Source organism: Paenibacillus sp. UMB7766-LJ446 (assembly GCF_030226665.1).
Classification (GTDB): Bacteria; Bacillota; Bacilli; order Paenibacillales; family Paenibacillaceae; genus Paenibacillus; species Paenibacillus vandeheii.
On record NZ_JASOYM010000010.1, the window covers coordinates 228,653 to 246,005 of the forward strand.

Annotated in this window: 16 protein-coding genes; 13 read left to right on the forward strand and 3 right to left on the reverse strand. The window is 49.2% G+C overall.

Going from position 1 to position 17,353, the window contains the following annotated elements; translation table 11 throughout:
* The first annotated feature begins 2 nt into the window (after window positions 1-2).
* The 13 genes from QP794_RS23225 to QP794_RS23285 all read left to right on the forward strand — a co-directional run bounded on the left by QP794_RS23225 (window position 3) and on the right by QP794_RS23285 (window position 13,869).
* Entirely contained in the window at window positions 3-263 is a 261-nt protein-coding gene (locus tag QP794_RS23225) for an acyl carrier protein (RefSeq protein WP_068964052.1), read from the forward strand.
* Entirely contained in the window at window positions 263-1,141 is an 879-nt protein-coding gene (locus QP794_RS23230) for a hypothetical protein (RefSeq protein ID WP_285079090.1), read from the forward strand. The genes QP794_RS23225 and QP794_RS23230 overlap by 1 nt, the downstream gene beginning before the upstream one ends.
* Before the next feature lie 18 nt (window positions 1,142-1,159).
* A complete protein-coding gene (locus QP794_RS23235) occupies window positions 1,160-2,104 on the forward strand; it encodes a 3-oxoacyl-[acyl-carrier-protein] synthase III C-terminal domain-containing protein (protein ID WP_285079092.1) in 945 nt (314 codons plus the stop codon).
* 28 nt (window positions 2,105-2,132) lie between these two features.
* The gene (locus QP794_RS23240; protein WP_285079093.1) at window positions 2,133-2,867 is read left to right on the forward strand and encodes a hypothetical protein; all 735 of its coding nucleotides are present in this window, start codon (window positions 2,133-2,135) and stop codon (window positions 2,865-2,867) included.
* On the forward strand, window positions 2,864-4,021 hold the full coding sequence (locus tag QP794_RS23245) for an acyl-CoA dehydrogenase family protein (RefSeq protein ID WP_285079094.1): 1,158 nt from the start codon (window positions 2,864-2,866) through the stop codon (window positions 4,019-4,021). Before QP794_RS23240 ends, QP794_RS23245 begins: the two co-directional genes overlap by 4 nt.
* Window positions 4,014-4,982: a hypothetical protein gene (locus tag QP794_RS23250; RefSeq protein WP_285079095.1), complete on the forward strand. Its 969-nt coding sequence runs from the start codon at window positions 4,014-4,016 to the stop codon at window positions 4,980-4,982. Before QP794_RS23245 ends, QP794_RS23250 begins: the two co-directional genes overlap by 8 nt.
* A 19-nt stretch (window positions 4,983-5,001) precedes the next feature.
* Window positions 5,002-6,387 carry an MATE family efflux transporter gene (locus QP794_RS23255; protein WP_285079096.1) on the forward strand — a complete coding sequence of 462 codons (1,386 nt, stop codon included), beginning with the start codon at window positions 5,002-5,004 and terminating at the stop codon, window positions 6,385-6,387.
* A 27-nt stretch (window positions 6,388-6,414) separates the two neighbouring features.
* Window positions 6,415-7,599 carry an arginase family protein gene (locus QP794_RS23260; RefSeq protein WP_285079097.1) on the forward strand — a complete coding sequence of 395 codons (1,185 nt, stop codon included), beginning with the start codon at window positions 6,415-6,417 and terminating at the stop codon, window positions 7,597-7,599.
* Complete coding sequence (locus QP794_RS23265; RefSeq protein ID WP_285079098.1) at window positions 7,596-8,576, forward strand: LpxL/LpxP family acyltransferase; 981 nt, start codon at window positions 7,596-7,598, stop codon at window positions 8,574-8,576. Before QP794_RS23260 ends, QP794_RS23265 begins: the two co-directional genes overlap by 4 nt.
* 22 nt (window positions 8,577-8,598) lie before the next feature.
* Window positions 8,599-9,891 carry a M16 family metallopeptidase gene (locus tag QP794_RS23270; RefSeq protein WP_285079099.1) on the forward strand — a complete coding sequence of 431 codons (1,293 nt, stop codon included), beginning with the start codon at window positions 8,599-8,601 and terminating at the stop codon, window positions 9,889-9,891.
* A 16-nt stretch (window positions 9,892-9,907) separates the two neighbouring features.
* Window positions 9,908-11,131: a M16 family metallopeptidase gene (locus QP794_RS23275; protein ID WP_285079100.1), complete on the forward strand. Its 1,224-nt coding sequence runs from the start codon at window positions 9,908-9,910 to the stop codon at window positions 11,129-11,131.
* A gap of 96 nt (window positions 11,132-11,227) precedes the next feature.
* The gene (locus QP794_RS23280) at window positions 11,228-11,929 is read left to right on the forward strand and encodes a 4'-phosphopantetheinyl transferase family protein (protein ID WP_285079101.1); all 702 of its coding nucleotides are present in this window, start codon (window positions 11,228-11,230) and stop codon (window positions 11,927-11,929) included.
* A gap of 128 nt (window positions 11,930-12,057) precedes the next feature.
* A complete protein-coding gene (locus tag QP794_RS23285) occupies window positions 12,058-13,869 on the forward strand; it encodes a S9 family peptidase (protein ID WP_285079103.1) in 1,812 nt (603 codons plus the stop codon).
* Between the two features lie 97 nt (window positions 13,870-13,966).
* Here QP794_RS23285 and QP794_RS23290 read toward each other — a convergent pair whose 3' ends face one another.
* The 3 genes from QP794_RS23290 to QP794_RS23300 all read right to left on the reverse strand — a co-directional run bounded on the left by QP794_RS23290 (window position 13,967) and on the right by QP794_RS23300 (window position 17,227).
* Window positions 13,967-15,001, reverse strand: a complete 1,035-nt coding sequence (locus tag QP794_RS23290; protein WP_285079104.1) for a phosphotransferase family protein — start codon at window positions 14,999-15,001, stop codon at window positions 13,967-13,969.
* A gap of 17 nt (window positions 15,002-15,018) precedes the next feature.
* Window positions 15,019-15,993: an SMI1/KNR4 family protein gene (locus QP794_RS23295; RefSeq protein ID WP_285079105.1), complete on the reverse strand. Its 975-nt coding sequence runs from the start codon at window positions 15,991-15,993 to the stop codon at window positions 15,019-15,021.
* Window positions 15,994-16,195: 202 nt separating this feature from the next.
* Entirely contained in the window at window positions 16,196-17,227 is a 1,032-nt protein-coding gene (locus QP794_RS23300; protein ID WP_024632189.1) for a ribonucleotide-diphosphate reductase subunit beta, read from the reverse strand.
* Window positions 17,228-17,353 lie beyond the last annotated feature (126 nt).

Below are 17,353 nucleotides of genomic sequence, written 5' to 3' on the forward strand. Positions count from 1 at the left end.
CCATGACAACTGCACTATTGCTGGAAGAGATTAAGGGTGCGATTGCTGAAGTATTGAACACGGAAGCCAGGCAGGATATCCAATTAAGCACTTCTTTATTTGACGAGCTTTATCTGGATTCAACTTCGGTTCTGGAACTGTTGATGACGCTGGAGGACCGAATTGAGGGATTGGAAATCGATCCGGACGAGCTGGAGCCGGATGTATTCGATACGGTGGGCTCCCTGGCTGCTTATATCGAGAAGCAGCTGATTGCGGCTTGATGGCTTCGCCTGTTGCTATTCGGGAGATGGGGGTCAGGCTCTTTTCGGACCGTAATCCTCCATTTGAGCATCCCGACTTGCTGCGCTTACACCGGGATATGTTTGCTGAAACTTCGGTAAAGTACGATGTTCATCTTTTGCAGGAACGTAATAACAATGCCTATCATGACATGAGCGTGGAACTGTTGGAAGCAACGGGACTTGATCAGATCATGCAGGATGTGGATGTGCTGCTGCTGGCGTACAATTTTCCGAATATTCGCCCGGATATTTCCATTGTGAACTATTTGATGGATCGCTATCAGGCGCGCTTTATCAGCTTTGCTGTAAACGATCTTGGTTTTGGTGCCCCCTTTGCAGCACTCCACATGCTTCAGCATTATTTGAACCGGGAGGGATTCAATAAGGGCATGCTGCTGATCATGGATCAGACGGCTCTTCCCTATGAAACCATGGAATTGAATGGACCGCCTGGGCCGGATACGGCTGCAGTCATTTTGCTTGACCGTGTAGCAGGCAGGGGACCCTGCTTGCTGGGCGTAGAGATGAGATATGCCGACCAGTCCATATCCGATACAGCTGCTCTGGTACTGGATCAATTATGCAGGGAGACATCCGTTAATCAGAGTCAGATCACCTTGCTCATCCACCCTGATTTGGAGCAGGAATGTTCGGGCACTTCATGGTATGAGGAGTGTGAATGGAAGGGGTGTTATGATCCATCACGTTGGAGTGCGGCTCCGTTCTTCGCGTTGCAGGAGCTTCTAGAGGAGAAGGACAGGAGTGAGTACATATGCCTTATGCATTTGGAGCAAACCGATTCATTCATTCACGCCCTGTTAATCCAGACCGATGATGCAAGGGTGAATTGCCAGTAACAAGGAGGAGGAAGCACTGTGGCATTCGGTATTGTGGATATTGGCGTCTATCTGCCGGAACAGATCCAGCAGCCGGAAGAAGTACTGGCTGCCCTGGAACTGGGAAAGGGTGAACTTCAGTTTTTGCGTAAATGCCATCACCTGGAAGGTGTGCCCGTGACGGACCCGAGTCAGATGCTGGATGATACGATCGCGTTGGCTGTGGAACGCCTACAGACCAGGCAGCCCCTCAACGGAATTGACCTTGTTCTCTATGTGCACTCCTTTCAGGTGCAGACACCCGGCGATTACAGGCTTATACAGCGTGTGCTGCAACGTTTCGGAATGGATCAGGTACCTTTTTATGGTATATCGCAAATGAACTGCGCATCGTCGATAGCAGCTCTTCAATGGCTTGAACGTCTTTCACAAACACAGCCTCACATTCAGAATGTGCTGCTGGTTTGCGCAGATCAATTCAATTTTCTTCCCTCTGAATGGCGCTATTTACGCAAGTCAGCAATCCTGGGCGATTCTGCTGTAGCTGTTCTGTTAAGCCGGGATAGTCACCGGCACGTCGTTCAGGCGACGCATATCTTTCGGGATACCCGGTTCCATACAGGTTATCACGCCACCGCAGATGAGATCACAGCATTTAATCGATTGTATGTGGATCATATCATTCAAGGCATGGAAGAGCTGCTGTCCAAGGAAGGCTTGACTCTTCAGGATGTGGATCATATCTTTCCCCATAACGTCAACTGGACGACCTGGAGGGAATTCTCACGAAGAACGGGATTTGAGCAGGAGCGAATCTATCTGGATAACATTCAGCGCATCGGTCATACCTTCTCCACGGATCCGTTTATTAATTTGAGCTCGGGACTGGAACAGGACTGGGTTTGCACGAAGGGACGCTCCGTCATGGTCAGCATCGGGCTGGGCAGCTTTTTTGGTTTTGCTTTGTTGGGGCATGGAGAATAAGAAGAACGAGTGAACAGGAGGAGTGACGATGCACGTCATTGAATTCCAGGGTGCGGGACCGAGATCCTTTGGCCTGCAAGCGGCAGGTGATCCTGTTGCTCCAATTTCGAAATTGTTGGAAGACGCAACCGTACGGTGGAACAACCGTCCCGTGCTGCTGGCTGCGGGGGAATACATGCTGGCGACAGTCGGTCTGATTGAACAGGAGCCTGTGGTTTGGCATGAAACTGCTGGAAGGATGTATGCTTGGAACCAGTTACGTGCCGTGCTTGTGCAGGATAGGATGCTTGAGCCTTCCGGGATTGAGCTATACCGTGTACAGTTCAATGCGGCTGAGGAACCCCCGAAGTTTGGCAATGATGAGGGACTGAACGGGGGCGATGCCCTAAGAACGAGCTTGCTCCAATTCCGGGCGGAATTGTGCAGGGCTGGTCTGGAACAGATACGCAGGCATTTGTCGGGTCGCATTTCAGGAGGACAGTCCACCTTTCAGCATCAACTGGTAAAAGGCATGGTCGCTGATGTTTTGACAACGCTTTACATGACGGAAACGTTGCCTCAGGACGAATTCCTGTCAGTGAAGCCAGACCTTCCACCCCGCCGGGTTCACACGTGGATACACCGGGAACTGGATGAGGCTTTCAGACAGATTCAGCGTTTGGGTGGAGGCTTCGGATTTTTGAGACAGGGTGTATCTTCATATATATATGCAGGCCAGCTGGTGAAAAACATGCTGTTAACAGGCGAGGAGGATTATGAATGATCACACCGTCAACTATTGCGGTCTTTGAGCATGTCATGAAAGAATACGCTGCCGAGCTGCGCGAGGTCGGCCTTGTAATCGACCGTGAGCCTGAACGGATCCATGATTTTTTGCATTTGCCTTCCATGCAGGCCATCAATCATATGATGATTCCACCGGAGTATGGCGGTCAACCGATCGTAACGATAGGTAATGAACGATATTATGGACTCTCCTCTCTGGAACGGGTAATCACGATTGAGAAGCTGGCGACAGGAGATGCCGGAGCTTTTCTGGGCGGCCCGGGTCCATCGATGTCCAGCATCGTCATGACTGATCTCGCCGATGAGGAGCAGAAAGAACGTTTTTATAGCCATTTTCTGAAGGGCGCTTCATGGGCCTTTTTTGGTATGTCAGAGCCGGAAAAGGGCTCCGATGCCACGGATATCAGTACACGTATCACACGTCATCCCGGCGGGGAAATGGAGCTGAACGGTCATAAAATCTACATCGGTAATGGGAGCCGTGCGCGTGTGGGCCTGGTGTTTGCCCAGACCAACCGGACACCTCTTGGTATTCAGATTGCACTTGTCGATCCCTCAATGAAGGGCTTTACGGCGACCCCGCTGGATACGATGGGACTCTGCGCGCTGCAGATCAGTCATTTGAAGTTTGAAGGCTTCCCGCTGGATGAAAAGGATATCATCGGCCGTCATCTTAGTCCCACCAAGCGGGGATTATGGGGGGCGTTGCGGACATTCCATCGCATGCGCCCAAGCGTAGCGGCATTGGCACTTGGGGTTGCCCAGGCGGCGTACGATTACGTACTGGAGCAAAGATCGATTTTCAACGAACGGGAGAAGATGGAGCTGGAGAGAATGGAGATGCGTCTGCATTCCCTTCGAAGCATGATACGCAATGCTGCGGCAGAGATTGATCATGATGCCCAGAAAGGGTATCTCGCTTCCCTTAGTAAAATTCGTGCGGCTGCTCTGGCCGAGGAAGCGACGGAATGGGCACTGGGCATGATGGGACCCGGCTCCATGATGGAGCATCCCTTGTTGAACAAATGGTACCGCGATGCCAGAGCTTTTGAGTTTATGGAAGGAACAACGTCCATTCAGAAAATCAATGTGTTCCAGGCGTATGCCAACGGGAAGATGCAGCATGCCTAATCCATTTCACAATGCTGCCTTTGACCCCATTTATGTGGATCATATCTGCTGGTTAACCGCGGAGGATCATCTGTATACGCTGGACTGGCCAACACCCGATGATTATTTTTATGTTTCCCCACACATATATATGGAAGATCACTACTATGGCCGCGTGGGAACGCTAACCCGTTCGCTCATGGCAGATGGGAAACGCCTGACTGCTGGTGATCTTGCGTTCCTGGTAATGGAACGGTTATCTACGAAGGCGCACTGGGACTGGTTAATTTTGGCTCAGACTTACCCCGAGCGTCATGCTCTGAGTGCCCCGCTTGCCCGTATGCTTGAAACGGCTGCATGGCAAGTCAATTATCCGCTCGGGTTGTCACATATGGGCGCTTTGGCTGGTACAGAGGCCATCCAGGCGGCCCAGTGGAGCATACGTCGGAAGGAGCGTGCGGCCATTGTTCTGGCGGAACAGCGGGTATTTCATGATGATGGTCAGGCCGGATATGGATTTCAAACCGAGAGTCACGGCGATACGGCTGATATGGCGGTTGCCCTTCAGGCTTCTACTGATCAAGGCGCATTGCAAGTACACTATGTCGGCAAAAAGATCATCCAGTCGGGCGAAGCCGATTCTTTTGCCTCCCAGGTACGGAATATTATCCGTGAACTAATGCATGGCTGCACAGCTGAGCATATGATTCTTCAGTCAAGGCTGGGGATGCACATAAGTGGTAACTCCATTTTGCATATTGGTCCTGACAAGACCGTTTGCGTACCGTATGCCGATTATCAGAGCGGAGATGTGTGGATACAGTTAGCAGAAAAACTGCAGCGAGGGGTTATCAAGCCGGAAGAACGGGTAGTGCTGGTTTCGTGGGATGGGGACCTCATGCTATCCGCTTGCTGTGTACATGTGATTCATCTGCCATTGCTCAGCGGCCTTGCGATAAATCAGGAAATCAAGACAACATGAATTGTGGAGGTGAATCACCATGCAAGGGATCGATTATACAACAGGTTCGATCCAACGTTTGCTGTACCGAACAGCTGTCCCGATGCTGCTCGCATCTCTGGTCAATGTAATTACGCAACTGGCTAACGTATTTTTCATGGGACATACGAGCCAGAGCGTCCTGTATGTGCTGTCGCTGTATATTCCGGTCTCATTCGTTATGATTGCTATCATTGAAGCGATGCAGCTGTCGGTTCAGGTGGCGGTCGCACGCAGTCGTACCGGGGGGTCACGGGCGTTTACACCATTATTTGTCCATATGATGGGAAGTGCATTGCTGCTTGCTGTCCTTACAGGCGGCATTGTAATGCTGCTGACACCCGCACTGTCATGGTTTTATGCCGTGCCAGCCGACATTGCTCCCATGTTTACGCTGTACGTGGGGGGCATGATGATTGCGGGTGTTCCGGCTGTCCTGGCAGCAGTAAGTGGTGCGGCGCTTCGGGGTCTGGGCCGGGCACAAGCCGCTTCGTGGAATTCGGTAGGCATGGCTATGCTGAATATTTCTCTGGTGTACGTGTTTGTATCCATGCTTGGGCTGGATCTAAAGGGAATCGTATATGCCAACTTGATTTCATCGACGTTGTCATTGGTCATTTCCCTGTTGGTGCTGTTCATGCGCAAAGAAGTACTTATGGAACGTCTGGTTTTTGCCAAAAAGCATTTTGTTGCCCTCAGACATGTAGGCATTCCCGTTTTCATCTCATACTGCATGATCTTTCTAAGTACCTTTTTCTTTAATAAAATCGTCAGCCATTTTGGTGAAGGTGCCGTTGCCGGCTTTGGCGTCGGGTATCGAATACAGACAATGGCGATTTTGCCGGGCATTGTGATTGGTTCCGCAATTGGCATCATGATCAATCACAACTTGCAATCGCCTTATCGACCAAGGGCGTACGCAAGTTATCGTCAAGGTCTGCTGCAATCCTTCGCTCTCTACGCAATCATTGCTGTTTCAATCTGGGTCTGGAGAGAACCGCTAACTGCATTCCTGATTGAGGACGCGGCATCTCGTGCGGAAGCTGCACGTTATCTCTCTGTGGTTGCTCTTTCCTATATAGGCATGGGCCCCATGATGACCACGTTGCTTACCATGGAACAGAGCGGGCGCGGGTATCAGGCCATGTTCCTGAATGCAATCTATTTCCTGCTAATTATCTTACTGGGCTGGGGACTGACTCGCCTGTTTAATCAGGTTATCTATTTTTATGGTGTTATTGCTGGCATGAACGTCCTAGGCATGTCCTTCTTCCTGCCTTTTATGCGAAGGTTAAAGCGGGATTATGTAGAGCCGTCTGCATACGATGCAGAAATTACAGAGGAAGAAGCAGCTCTATCTAATCAGGGATATTCCACACAGACTTGACTCTAACTAGGTACAGGAGGATCTTGCATGAAACATTCCGAACCCGCTTATCTCGTGCGTCGTATTGGAGATACATGGATCGCTGCGGATGATACGTTCGGCCAGTTCTATGAACTTGAGCCTGAGCACACGCTGGAGTCACGATTCCCTCCTGATTTGCCGGGGGTTGAGCCCCCGGAAGTTCCTTTTTTTTTGTATGAGCCACTTATCACACAGGAAGCACCCAAACTTTGTATCGTGGGCATTCCTTATTCCGGTGGAACAAGCTTGGAGAATTCCTCTGTATCCGGGTTCGTGCAGGCGTTACGTGTTGAATCGTATAAAAAAGTACTGTATCCGTCATTAATAGAATCAGGGAATTCGGGGTTATATGATATCGGAAATGGAACATGGCTGCTTAGAGACGTGGTCATGCAGGATTGGGGCTCTTGTCTCATGGAAGAAGAGGATAATCATGCAGAACTGCCCTATTCAAGAGGGATTGTCTCTTCTCTGGAGCATGCCCGAGTACATCAAGCGTTGCTGTGTTGCTTGGGTGGTGATCATTCGATCACATATGGTGTGCTTCAACAAATGCCTAAGGCCTCAGGCAGCCGCAGGGTTCTGGTCCAGTTTGATGCGCATCATGATTGCGGCATAGATGCCATTCATCAAGAGCAACTCAGTCACTCCAATTTCGTGAGGCATCTGTTGGAAAAGGGGACTGTTGACGCTGTTGTACAGATCGGTCTGCGCGGACTTCGCTCGGCGGATCAGATGTACAGGCATCCGGGCCTGATACAGATATCAGCGGAGCAAATGACACCGGAGAAGGTACGCTGCGTTCTGAACGAAGTTCAGCAGAAATACGATATCGACTCGGCTTATCTAACCTTTGATCTGGATTGTCTTGATCCGGGGAGCTTCCCTTATGTTGATTTTCCTATTGGTGGTGGGCCGATCTGGCAAAACATTCGAAACTGCGTTGTTGCAGCCCTGGAAGCCCCGCTTCCTTATCTCGGTATGGACATGGTTGAAGGACAAGGTGTGCAGTCAGACAGGAACATTCCAGGGCAATACGAGTTGGCGCTTCGCCTGCTGGCTTATATGCTGGACGGCATGGACCGGAATCGTCGCCGGTTTGCTCCGCCTGTTGAAGGGGATGCGCTTAGGGAAGGCATACTGTCGGGAACTGGAGCATCAATGAATAAGGGAACAAAGGAGACGCGATGATGAAGGATTTCCGATCATTATATACGTTTCACCGGGAAGAGGTCCGGGATCAGCTATACAAGGAAAGGACAGATGGCATTCATCTGGGCTACTTCTATGCGTTGATGAATATTGTGAAGGAGCTTGCACCCCTTCAGCCGGCAATGTCTCCTGAGTCCATCTGGATGGATTATCTGGCATTTTTGCGTACGATTGATGAACACAAAAAAAGCCCGTTTTCCTTTATGGAGTGGGATGAGGTTGAGGGACGCGAGCATCTGAGGGCCACGCTGAAGGAAGGCGGAGCTTTGCTGACCTGGCACTACGGTTTTGTCAGACACAATATGATTACAATCGGACAGGAGATTCGCGCAGGACATATGAATGCCAAACTCCCCTTTTATCTGGTGGCTGAGCAAGGAACTGTGGAACAGGAGCAGAAGCTGGAGGCATGGAATTCCATCCGGCAATATGCAGGAGCAGAACTGCTTAATGCAGAGGATGAAATGATTGGCATCCGACTATATTCCCATTTGCGGAAGGGAGGTTCATTCAATCTTTTTGTGGATGGACAGACCGGGTTCAATACGGATAACCGCGCAGTGGAACTTCCTTTTCTTAGCTCACGGATTCGGACAAGGAGCGGCATATTTCGTATTTTGGCGAGGGCTCGCAAGCCTGTATGTCCCTATTTTATGATGTTGACTGAGGATTTCCGTTCGAAAATTGTTTTTCTGCCTCCTTTCATATTGGAAGAGGACATTCAGGTATCGGCAGAACGTGTATATGAGCCGTTTCGTGCTCAGCTGTGGAAGCAGCCTGCACTCTGGAGATTTTGGGACCGACACCACCAGCAGGTTATTCACTGGAAAGAGGACGAGATTCCAATTCGCTTTGATGAAAGCGAGAGTCGGTTGGACTGGTTCTCCAGACCGCTGGATGGATTCGGTCAGCTTGGACTGAACACTGAGAGTGGTATGATTTACAATTTGGGTTAACCGCCTAATAAGGGGGAGCAGGATGCAGTCATTCATTACGGAACAGCGCAATCAGCTGTCGGTTCATGTCATGCCGACACGCCAATTTGCAAGCCGCTATATCCATCTCAGTATCGTTAACGAACAGGGGAGAATTCCGGCAGCGGTATTTATGGTCATTGTTCGTCTGCTGCTTAACCCATATCCGGGTTTGCTGGACAAAAGACAGCTGCGCCAGCATTTGTGGAGCCTATATGCGGACGAGCCTGAGTGCAATTTTGAGTACAAGGGGGATGCCCAGCTTGCATCCATCCGTTTGCGTACGCCAGGAGGAGTACTGCCCCTGCCAGAGGTGCGGACGGAGGAAGTGCTGGAGCTGCTTGCGGAGCTAATGCTGTGGCCGGTATCCAATGGTGAATTTGATGAGATGCAGGTGCAGGAAGAGATCAGGTGGGCAGAGTATCACGCCGGTTACGATATCTCTGAATGGGACAAGGTTGTACGGGGGCGTTGTCTGGAATGGCTGGGATATGCAGAACGAGGCAGAGCTACCGAACTTGAGAAGCTTCGGCATTGTGTGCGAGAGGGTGAACTGCTGCAATGGTATAGAGAGGTTCTTCGTTGTCCAATCCATGTTCATGTTATTGGTGATTTTGAGCCTGATCCCATGATTAGGCTTGTCTTGTCTGCATTTCAGGCATTGGATGAAGCGGAGGTGGGCAGGGATGACAAGCGGGCTCCAATCCCAACAAGGGAACATCAAACTGCTGAGCCGCGGGAAGAAGGCGAACTGATGATGGAGCTCATGGATATTCAGCAATGTAAAATTAATGTGGCCTTTGACACCGGAGTGCATTATGGGGCCTCCAACTACCCTGCCTTGTTTCTTTTTCACTCGCTATTTGGCGCCTCACCTGCCTCAAGACTCCAGTGTGGACTGCGTGAACAAAAGCAATGGGTATATCAAATCTACAGCACGCTGGATGATTATCGCGGAACGCTTCATGTGACAACGGGAACAAGCAGCGGCTATGCAACAGAGGTTCTTGAAGCGATCGATGCGGAATGGCTGAAATTATGCAGCGGAGACATCCATCAGCGTGAGCTGAACAGAGCTATTCAAAATGTGATGCATTATGTTCAAGTGGGCTACGATTTGCCTGAGCAGGTTGTCACCCTCCATTTGGATCGGCTGCTCCATCAGGTCCACATGACCACCCCGCAGTTTTTGGATGCCATAGCGGGTGTGACTTCCGAGCAAGTCGCAGAGGTGGCTTCCGGATTAAAAAAAGCAGTAACTTGGATTTTGTACCCCGAGAGTGAATATTCGGCATAGTTGTAGGAGGGAAATCATGAATATTGCTGTGAATGTCGCGCCCATCCAGCGGCGCTTGTCTAATGGCCTCTACGTCAGCATCTTCCCGGAATCCCATTTCCATCATACCTTTGTTTCGTGGTCCGTTTCTTATGGATCGATTCATGATGCTGTACTTCCAGGGAGAGCACACTTTCTGGAGCACATGATGTTCTACAATCCGGATAAGCGGCCTTTAAAATCACGATTTCATGCTCTGGGGGCTTCCACGTCCGCATTGACACGTTATGATTTAACGACATATCAGATGGCCTGCACAGGCCAGTTTAAGCAAAGTATGGAACTGTTTATCCGGATGCTGGCAACGCCTTACTTTACACCAATACATATGGAGAAGGAACGAGCGGCCATCCATCAGGAACTGTCCATGTATGAAGATCAGCCATCCTGGCGAGCCTTACAGCGGCTGACTCAGATGATGTATGGCAATAACCACCCAATAACATCAGATGTTGCTGGCACACCGGACAGTCTGTATCAATTGACACCGGATGAGATGAATACTGCCTACAATGAGTATTATGCGACAGGAAACATGGCGGTAGCTGTGGCAGGTCCGGTTAATCCGGAGGCCGTTATCGAAATATTGGAGCAATTTCCGGTGCGTGAGGGCAAGACAGCTTCTCTACATGGTGTGCTTCCGTGGGATCGGAGACATGAGGAGTTCGGTGAACGTTACCTGGAACTTGAATGCGGGTTGCCCCTATCTCTTGTGAGATTTGGATTTCGGGTCGAGAGTGGAATGGAGTTAAAGGATCAGGTCGCCTGCATAATTGGGATCGAAGCTCTTCTGGGTGAAACGTCCGACTTCTATGCGGAGTGCATCAAATCGGGTCTGCTTGGCAAAGGAGCAGCCTGGGACCATTATTATCGCCAGGAATTTGCGTTTTCGAACGCTTGCGGTTATTCAACAGACCCGGCTTCATTGCGCACCCTTATTGAGGAACGGTGTAATCGTATTCAGGAGAGGGGCGTATCCCTGAATAATCTGGGGGTTGCACGATTAACATGGCTAAGCCGGTATTATACAGATATGGACTCACTAAAACAGCGATGCATGCATGTATCGGAGCACACTGTGATTGGACTGGACTACCTGCAGATCGGTACGTATGTATCGGAATTAACAGAAGAAGAAATTATAAGCAGTTTGAGAAAAGTGGCAGCGCCTGATCAATTGCGAATGGTTGTTTTACACTAGCGTAAAGCGGCTGATGAATCGAAGATTTCTTGATGTCGCAGAGGACAACGTTTCGTAACAACGGAGGAGTAGTGAAGTTATAGGAGGGACAGGTTCATGCTGAATACCGGAAAAACGGAGATTCATCTCTGGAAGCAAGCTCTTCCTATAAGCGAGGATCAGGTGCAGTTAGCCGTGATGATGGATCAAACCATGCTTACTTCAGAGGAACAGCAGCGGGTGTCCAGAATCGGGAAATCCTCCTTGCTTAAGGCTCAAGGCTGGATGTCTTCAAGGCTTTTCTTGCGAAGTGTACTGGCACAATACATGCAGCTGCAAGCACGGGATATTCAATTCAATTATGGCATCTCCGGAAAGCCATATGTTCAGGGCGGGCCGCGGTTCAGTCTATCACATACGAAGGGGTTGTGTGTCCTGGCAGTTATGTCCAGTGTCGCTGAGCTTGGCGTAGATGTGGAATGGGTGCGTCCACTGCTGCGTCAGCAAGCCATCATTAACCGATTTCTCACCGCGGAAGAGCAGGGTTATATTCTGAATGGCGTGCGAAAAGGGCAAGAGCGTTCCCGTATGTTGTGGGAGATGCTTACACGCAAGGAGGCCTGGATTAAAGCCTCTGGTCAAGCCCTATGCGGGCAATGGAGAACGTTAAATACGATGGGTAAACATTTTGCTGAGAAGAGTCTGGTCGAGCGCGAGGGGCGATCCTTTATGCTTCGGGAGCTGGAGGTGGGCAGGGGGTATATTGCGGCGCTATGTTTGGAAGGTGAAATAGATCCTTCCATCCGATGGATGTCTTGAATTTGAATTTTAAATAGGAAATAGCTTACATATCTATTGTACAAACAATGGATGTACATATAATATGGACAAATATACCCTTAATTTACCACTGCTTGATACTTCATTCATACTTAAGGAGGTTTGTCATGATTCAGTTTCCCAAACCGGATGTAGAACAGTATTTCCAGACGTATCGCATTTCCCATTTTGCCGTATCGGCCGACGAGAAGCGTTTGTTTTTTGACAGCAATCTGAATGGTCAGCCCAATATCTGGGCTATGGATCTGCCGGGTGGCTACCCGTATCCTTTGACGTATTTGAATCAGAGCAGCCAGTTTATCAAACCAGACCCGGAAGGACGTCATATTCTCACCGCGTTTGATCGGGATGGTGATGAGAATTATCATCTGTATGCACTTCAACCGGAAGGTGGAGTTCCATTTCCTGTTGTTCCGGCAGAGCCCAATGATCGTTGTTATTTCTCTCATCTGTCCGAGGATGGACAGCGTCTTTATTATATGACAAGCAGGGATAACCCGAACTATCTCAATTCACGCCGGATTAACCTGGAAACGGGAGAAGATGAGCTTCTGCATCAGGGGGAAGCGGTTACCAGCAATCTGGTTGCTGTGAGTTCGGATGAACAAGCTTACGTAATCCTGAATGTATACTCCAATACCTACCAGACAGCATACGTGTATCGGAACGGTGAGTCAGAATCCATTATTCCGGTCTCCGAGCGGCAGAGTCAGGTCCCATATGTCCTGTTTGCAGACAATAAACGGCTTCTGATGATTACGAATGATAACGAACCTTACTCCTATGTGGCTGAATACAGACTGGACACTCATGAATTTCGTCCTTTGTGCAAAATGGAAGGCGAGGACGTGGAGATCATCCGCTGGCACAAGGATTCAGAGACGTTATACTTCTGGACGTTTACAGGTCCCGAGAATCGGATGTACGCGCTGGACAAAGATTCGGAGCAGCCTCGGCGTGTGGACATGCCACTGGATACCGTAGAACATGTAACGGTTACCAAGGCCGGCAATGTGTATATTTCGGGGCGTGGAGCCGTCCAGCCGCATAATATCTATCGGTTAATGTCAGGCAGTGAGTCATGGGAGCCGTTGACTGCCAATCGGGTAACAGGGCTTGATCCAAGCGATCTCGTCTACCCGGATGTTATTCGATATAACTCCTACGACGGACTGGAGATCGAAGCACTCTTCTTCAAGGCGAAGCCGGAGCAGGCGAATGGCTACACGGTATTTTGGCCGCATGGCGGGCCGCAGGCATCGGAAGCGAAATTCTTCCGCCCAATGTTCCAATTGATGCTGGCGCAGGGCTATCATATTTTTGCACCCAATTTCCGGGGAAGCACGGGATATGGCGCCGAATTTGTCAAAATGGTTGAGAGAGATTGGGGCGAGGGCCCAAGGCTGGACTGTGTTGCCGGTATAAACTGGCTGTTTGACGAGGGTATCTCGTCACCGGATCGTCTGTTCGTGGTGGGAGGCAGTTACGGCGGGTATATGACCTTGCTTCTGGCAGGACGACACCCCGAATTATTCCGGGCTGCGGTCGATATTTTTGGACCAAGCAACCTGTTTACCTTCCTGGAATCCGTGCCGGAGGACTGGAAGCCAATGATGGACAACTGGCTGGGTGATCCGGTCCGTGACCGCGAACGTTTAACGAAGGATTCGCCGATTACGTATCTGGACCAAATGGTGAACCCGATGCTGGTCATTCAGGGGGCCAATGATCCAAGGGTCGTGAAGGCGGAATCGGATCAGATCGTAGCAGCGTTGCAGGGGAAAGGGGTAGACGTGGAATACATCGTTCTAGATGATGAAGGCCATGGCTTCTCCAGAAAAACGAATGAGATTCTCGTTTATCGGCGGATGCTGGAGTTTTTGCAGAAACATCAGGAAGCACCGGTGGCACAACCGTAATGCATATGAGCGTATTATCTATTTAAATATAGATTCATATTTTAGAAAACCGCCAGAAGGATAGATATCTTCATCTTTCTGGCGGTTTTTTGGTGTACTAATCCAGCAAAGCAATAACCGCATCCATGTACTGCTCCGCCCAATGTGCAAAAGGCATATCCGCTGCCCAGGTCACTCGGCCTGTTGCTTTGCATTCACCCCACAACAAAATGCGCTGATAGAGCAGATGCACCCTAAGCCGTGCAGCGAAGCGTTGGTATCGCTCTGAATCCGCTGTACAGACAAGTTCCCGGTACCCTTGAAGGAATCGTTTGGCAAGCTCGGGTTGGCCTTCACGGATATACATGGCTGTCATTTTGGTTAGGTCAGCTGTGCCGTCTCCAAAATAGGCGGTCGTAAAATCAAACAGACCACTAATCTGCCATTCTGATCCAAGATCATCTCGTTTGTGAATCAGGAAGTTCTCCACTTTAAAATCTCCCATCACAAATCCGGGAACAGGCATCGATTGGAATGCAGATTCAGCAGTGTTTAATTGCTCGTCCAACCACTGTATATCTTCATCTGTAATCACAGAGTATTTTGCGGCATCCTGCAGCCAGTGGTGGATAGTTCCATACAACCAGTCCAGATATTTGCCCGCAAAGGGAACGATTTGCTTCGCTACAGGATCATACTCTCCGGCGTCCGGGACTTTCCAACGGTGCAGTTCTGCTAAGGAATGGGCAAGCATCGTAGCGATATTCGCCTGATCCTCCTGTGACAGGGAGGCCTGTAATAGCGGGTCATGCAGGTGTAGTCCGGGTAAACGGGGCATGATAGCATAACTCCAGCCCAGCATGTCGGTATCTTCATGCAGCAAATATGGATTAGGTACAGGAATATTGGTGTGCTTGATGAGCTGTTCTACGAAAAATTGCTCTTCCTGGAGTTGTCCTGCATATAATGGGTTACCTTTCAGAATATATTCTCCCTCTGAAGAGCGAATAAGAAGTGTCTGACCCATCACCCCTTCATCAGTTCGCTTATAATCTATAAGCGTTCCCAGATTGAAATCAAGAAGCGCCTTTTGCAACGATGCTTCCTCAATCTCACCAAGTTTATTGGAGCCAAAATAGATACGGGTTGTCATAAGCCCCTCCTGCAATTTCAGTCTTCGTCCTCTTCACCTGACAGGTCAAATGTATCTGCATCAACCAGTCCGCGAATAAAAGTTTCAAAATTAGGCGCCAGATATGTAATCTCATAATCGTCTTCCTGATCCACATGAACCACAGCAGGTTCGCCTTCCGGGCCACAGAATCGATAATCCAGCATCACCACATCGTGTCCGGCAGAAGGGCAATCACAGATGACGATACCGAGATCAGGATATCCCCAATCTTCAATCATGAATCGACTTCCAAGTTCTCCGGCTAGTGAATTCGATTTGTCCCGCCCAATACCCATAATCCCCGTAATGGCGATATGGTCCTCAGCCCATGAAGTGGCTTCATTGGTTGGGAAAACGGTGTGTGCAGGGATTCCGCCATTCTGTATGTTCATTAACTGGATATAGGAGGCAGGTAATTGGTAGCCTAGCTCCTGTTCAATGGATTGAATTAATTCCTCGTCAAAAGGTGGAGATACATAACTTTCTAACGCATATTCACTCTGTTCCCAGAAGGAAGCCGGATCGTAGGACCCGGAAGCGGCTCTAAGATGATTTAGCCTGCCGCTGTGCTCCAATTCCAACAATACCTCTTGGTGACGCAGTCGGTCCTGCTGCATTTTTTCAGCTTTGGGCCTTGTCCATTCGAGAAATTCGTTGGTTGATTCGTCATGGGGCAAGAGCTCATTAGCCATCTCAAACGCATGGAGCGCCTGTTCATACTTGGCGATATGATAATAAGCGTAACCCAAACGGTACTGCCAGAGAGGGTCGCTTGTTCCTTGCTCATTCACGGCTAGTAACTGTTGGGCAGCCTCACGGTAACGTCCTTTATTGTTATACGCTCTGGCTAGTTGACCAATGAGCTCATAATCCCGGTCCACTTCAGGAATATCCTGAATACGTTCAATAATAAGACCGAACTCGTCCTGTTCATGCCAGTTGTTCAGTTGTTCCAGCAGTTCATTTGCCATCACTATGCCTCATTTCGACAGGGGAATGTGAACCTTTTTCCATTATAACTTACAAGCTAGCGGGATGGATGGTTTTAATATCCAGGCGTATAGAAAAAACACTCCCACAAGCAGAAAGCCATTAAGCATTCCAAGAAGGGGAGTGTTGAGTATTTATTTTAGGTTGTGTTCACTGATCCATCAGCTTACAGATCCGTCCAGCTTACAGATCGTCAAATCCGTTATCGTCGCCGACTTTGCCGTAGTTACGGGACTTGGCTTCGAAGAAGTCTGTTTTCGTAGCATTCAGCGCTTCATCGGAGAAAGGTTTGATCCAAGGCATGCAGTTCACATCCACGCCTTCGTACGCTTTTTCCATACCCATCAGGCGCAAACGTTTGTTAGCAATATACTTGATGTAGTCTTCCAACTCGTTCAAGTCAATGCCGCGTACGTTGCTGAGGGTGTAATGTGCCCAGTTGGTTTCGAGTTCAACGGCACGGTTGATCGTTTTGTATACATAGTCCATATTTTCTGGAGTGTTCAGTTCAGGGAAATCGACCAGCAGCTGTTTGTACACTTCAGCGAAGAAGTAGCAGTGTTGGTTCTCATCGCGCTGAATATAAGAGATCATTTGGCTGGTTGCCATCATTTTCTGGTCACGGGCCAGATTGTAGAAGAAGGCAAATGTACTATAGAAGAAGATCCCTTCAAGTACCAAATCAGCTACCATGGCCTGGAAGAACGTCTGTGGAGACGGATTATCCCGGAAGGTTTGGTAGATGTCGGCGATAAACCGGTTACGGTCAAGCAGCACCGGATCATGTTTCCAGTATTCAAAAATTTCCTTTTGCTCCCGATCAGATACGATGGAGGACAGGACGTAGGAGTAGGATTGGTTGTGTACAACTTCCTGTTGTCCGATAATTGCCGAGATCGCTTCGAGCGATGAATCAGTGAAATAACGTTTCACGTCACCTACAAACATCGTTTGCATGGAGTCCAGTACAGCGAGCAGGGAGATATTTACTTTAAATGTACGCTGTTCTTCCGGGTCCAATTGGGCAAATTGGGAAGCGTCCTTGGACATCGGAATTTCATCCGCGATCCAGTGATTGAGCAGCAGTACTTTGTACAGCTTGTACATATGAGGCATACGAATATCGTTCCAGTTCAGAATGCCTGAGCATTCCCCTTCAATAATACGGGTAGACTGGTTAGGCGCTTCGGTATTGAAAATTTTCTGCAATTGCATAATCCGTTCACTCCTTGAATGAATTTACACTGTAATAATATTTCAACTTATATATTAGGCAGTAATGTGGCATCTATATCAACATCTCATGATGTTGTGATCGTGTTTTGGGCAAAAAAGTACCAG

Excerpts from the sequence above, each read along its gene's own strand:
- QP794_RS23225 (WP_068964052.1), top strand. The coding sequence starts at position 3 with ATGACAACTGCACTATTGCTGGAAGAGATTAAGGGTGCGATTGCTGAA.
- QP794_RS23230 (WP_285079090.1), top strand. The coding sequence starts at position 263 with ATGGCTTCGCCTGTTGCTATTCGGGAGATGGGGGTCAGGCTCTTTTCG.
- QP794_RS23240 (WP_285079093.1), top strand. The coding sequence starts at position 2,133 with ATGCACGTCATTGAATTCCAGGGTGCGGGACCGAGATCCTTTGGCCTG.
- QP794_RS23245 (WP_285079094.1), top strand. The coding sequence starts at position 2,864 with ATGATCACACCGTCAACTATTGCGGTCTTTGAGCATGTCATGAAAGAA.
- QP794_RS23250 (WP_285079095.1), top strand. The coding sequence starts at position 4,014 with ATGCCTAATCCATTTCACAATGCTGCCTTTGACCCCATTTATGTGGAT.
- QP794_RS23255 (WP_285079096.1), top strand. The coding sequence starts at position 5,002 with ATGCAAGGGATCGATTATACAACAGGTTCGATCCAACGTTTGCTGTAC.
- QP794_RS23260 (WP_285079097.1), top strand. The coding sequence starts at position 6,415 with ATGAAACATTCCGAACCCGCTTATCTCGTGCGTCGTATTGGAGATACA.
- QP794_RS23265 (WP_285079098.1), top strand. The coding sequence starts at position 7,596 with ATGATGAAGGATTTCCGATCATTATATACGTTTCACCGGGAAGAGGTC.
- QP794_RS23270 (WP_285079099.1), top strand. The coding sequence starts at position 8,599 with ATGCAGTCATTCATTACGGAACAGCGCAATCAGCTGTCGGTTCATGTC.
- QP794_RS23275 (WP_285079100.1), top strand. The coding sequence starts at position 9,908 with ATGAATATTGCTGTGAATGTCGCGCCCATCCAGCGGCGCTTGTCTAAT.
- QP794_RS23280 (WP_285079101.1), top strand. The coding sequence starts at position 11,228 with ATGCTGAATACCGGAAAAACGGAGATTCATCTCTGGAAGCAAGCTCTT.
- QP794_RS23285 (WP_285079103.1), top strand. The coding sequence starts at position 12,058 with ATGATTCAGTTTCCCAAACCGGATGTAGAACAGTATTTCCAGACGTAT.
- QP794_RS23290 (WP_285079104.1), bottom strand. The coding sequence starts at position 15,001 with ATGACAACCCGTATCTATTTTGGCTCCAATAAACTTGGTGAGATTGAG.
- QP794_RS23295 (WP_285079105.1), bottom strand. The coding sequence starts at position 15,993 with ATGGCAAATGAACTGCTGGAACAACTGAACAACTGGCATGAACAGGAC.
- QP794_RS23300 (WP_024632189.1), bottom strand. The coding sequence starts at position 17,227 with ATGCAATTGCAGAAAATTTTCAATACCGAAGCGCCTAACCAGTCTACC.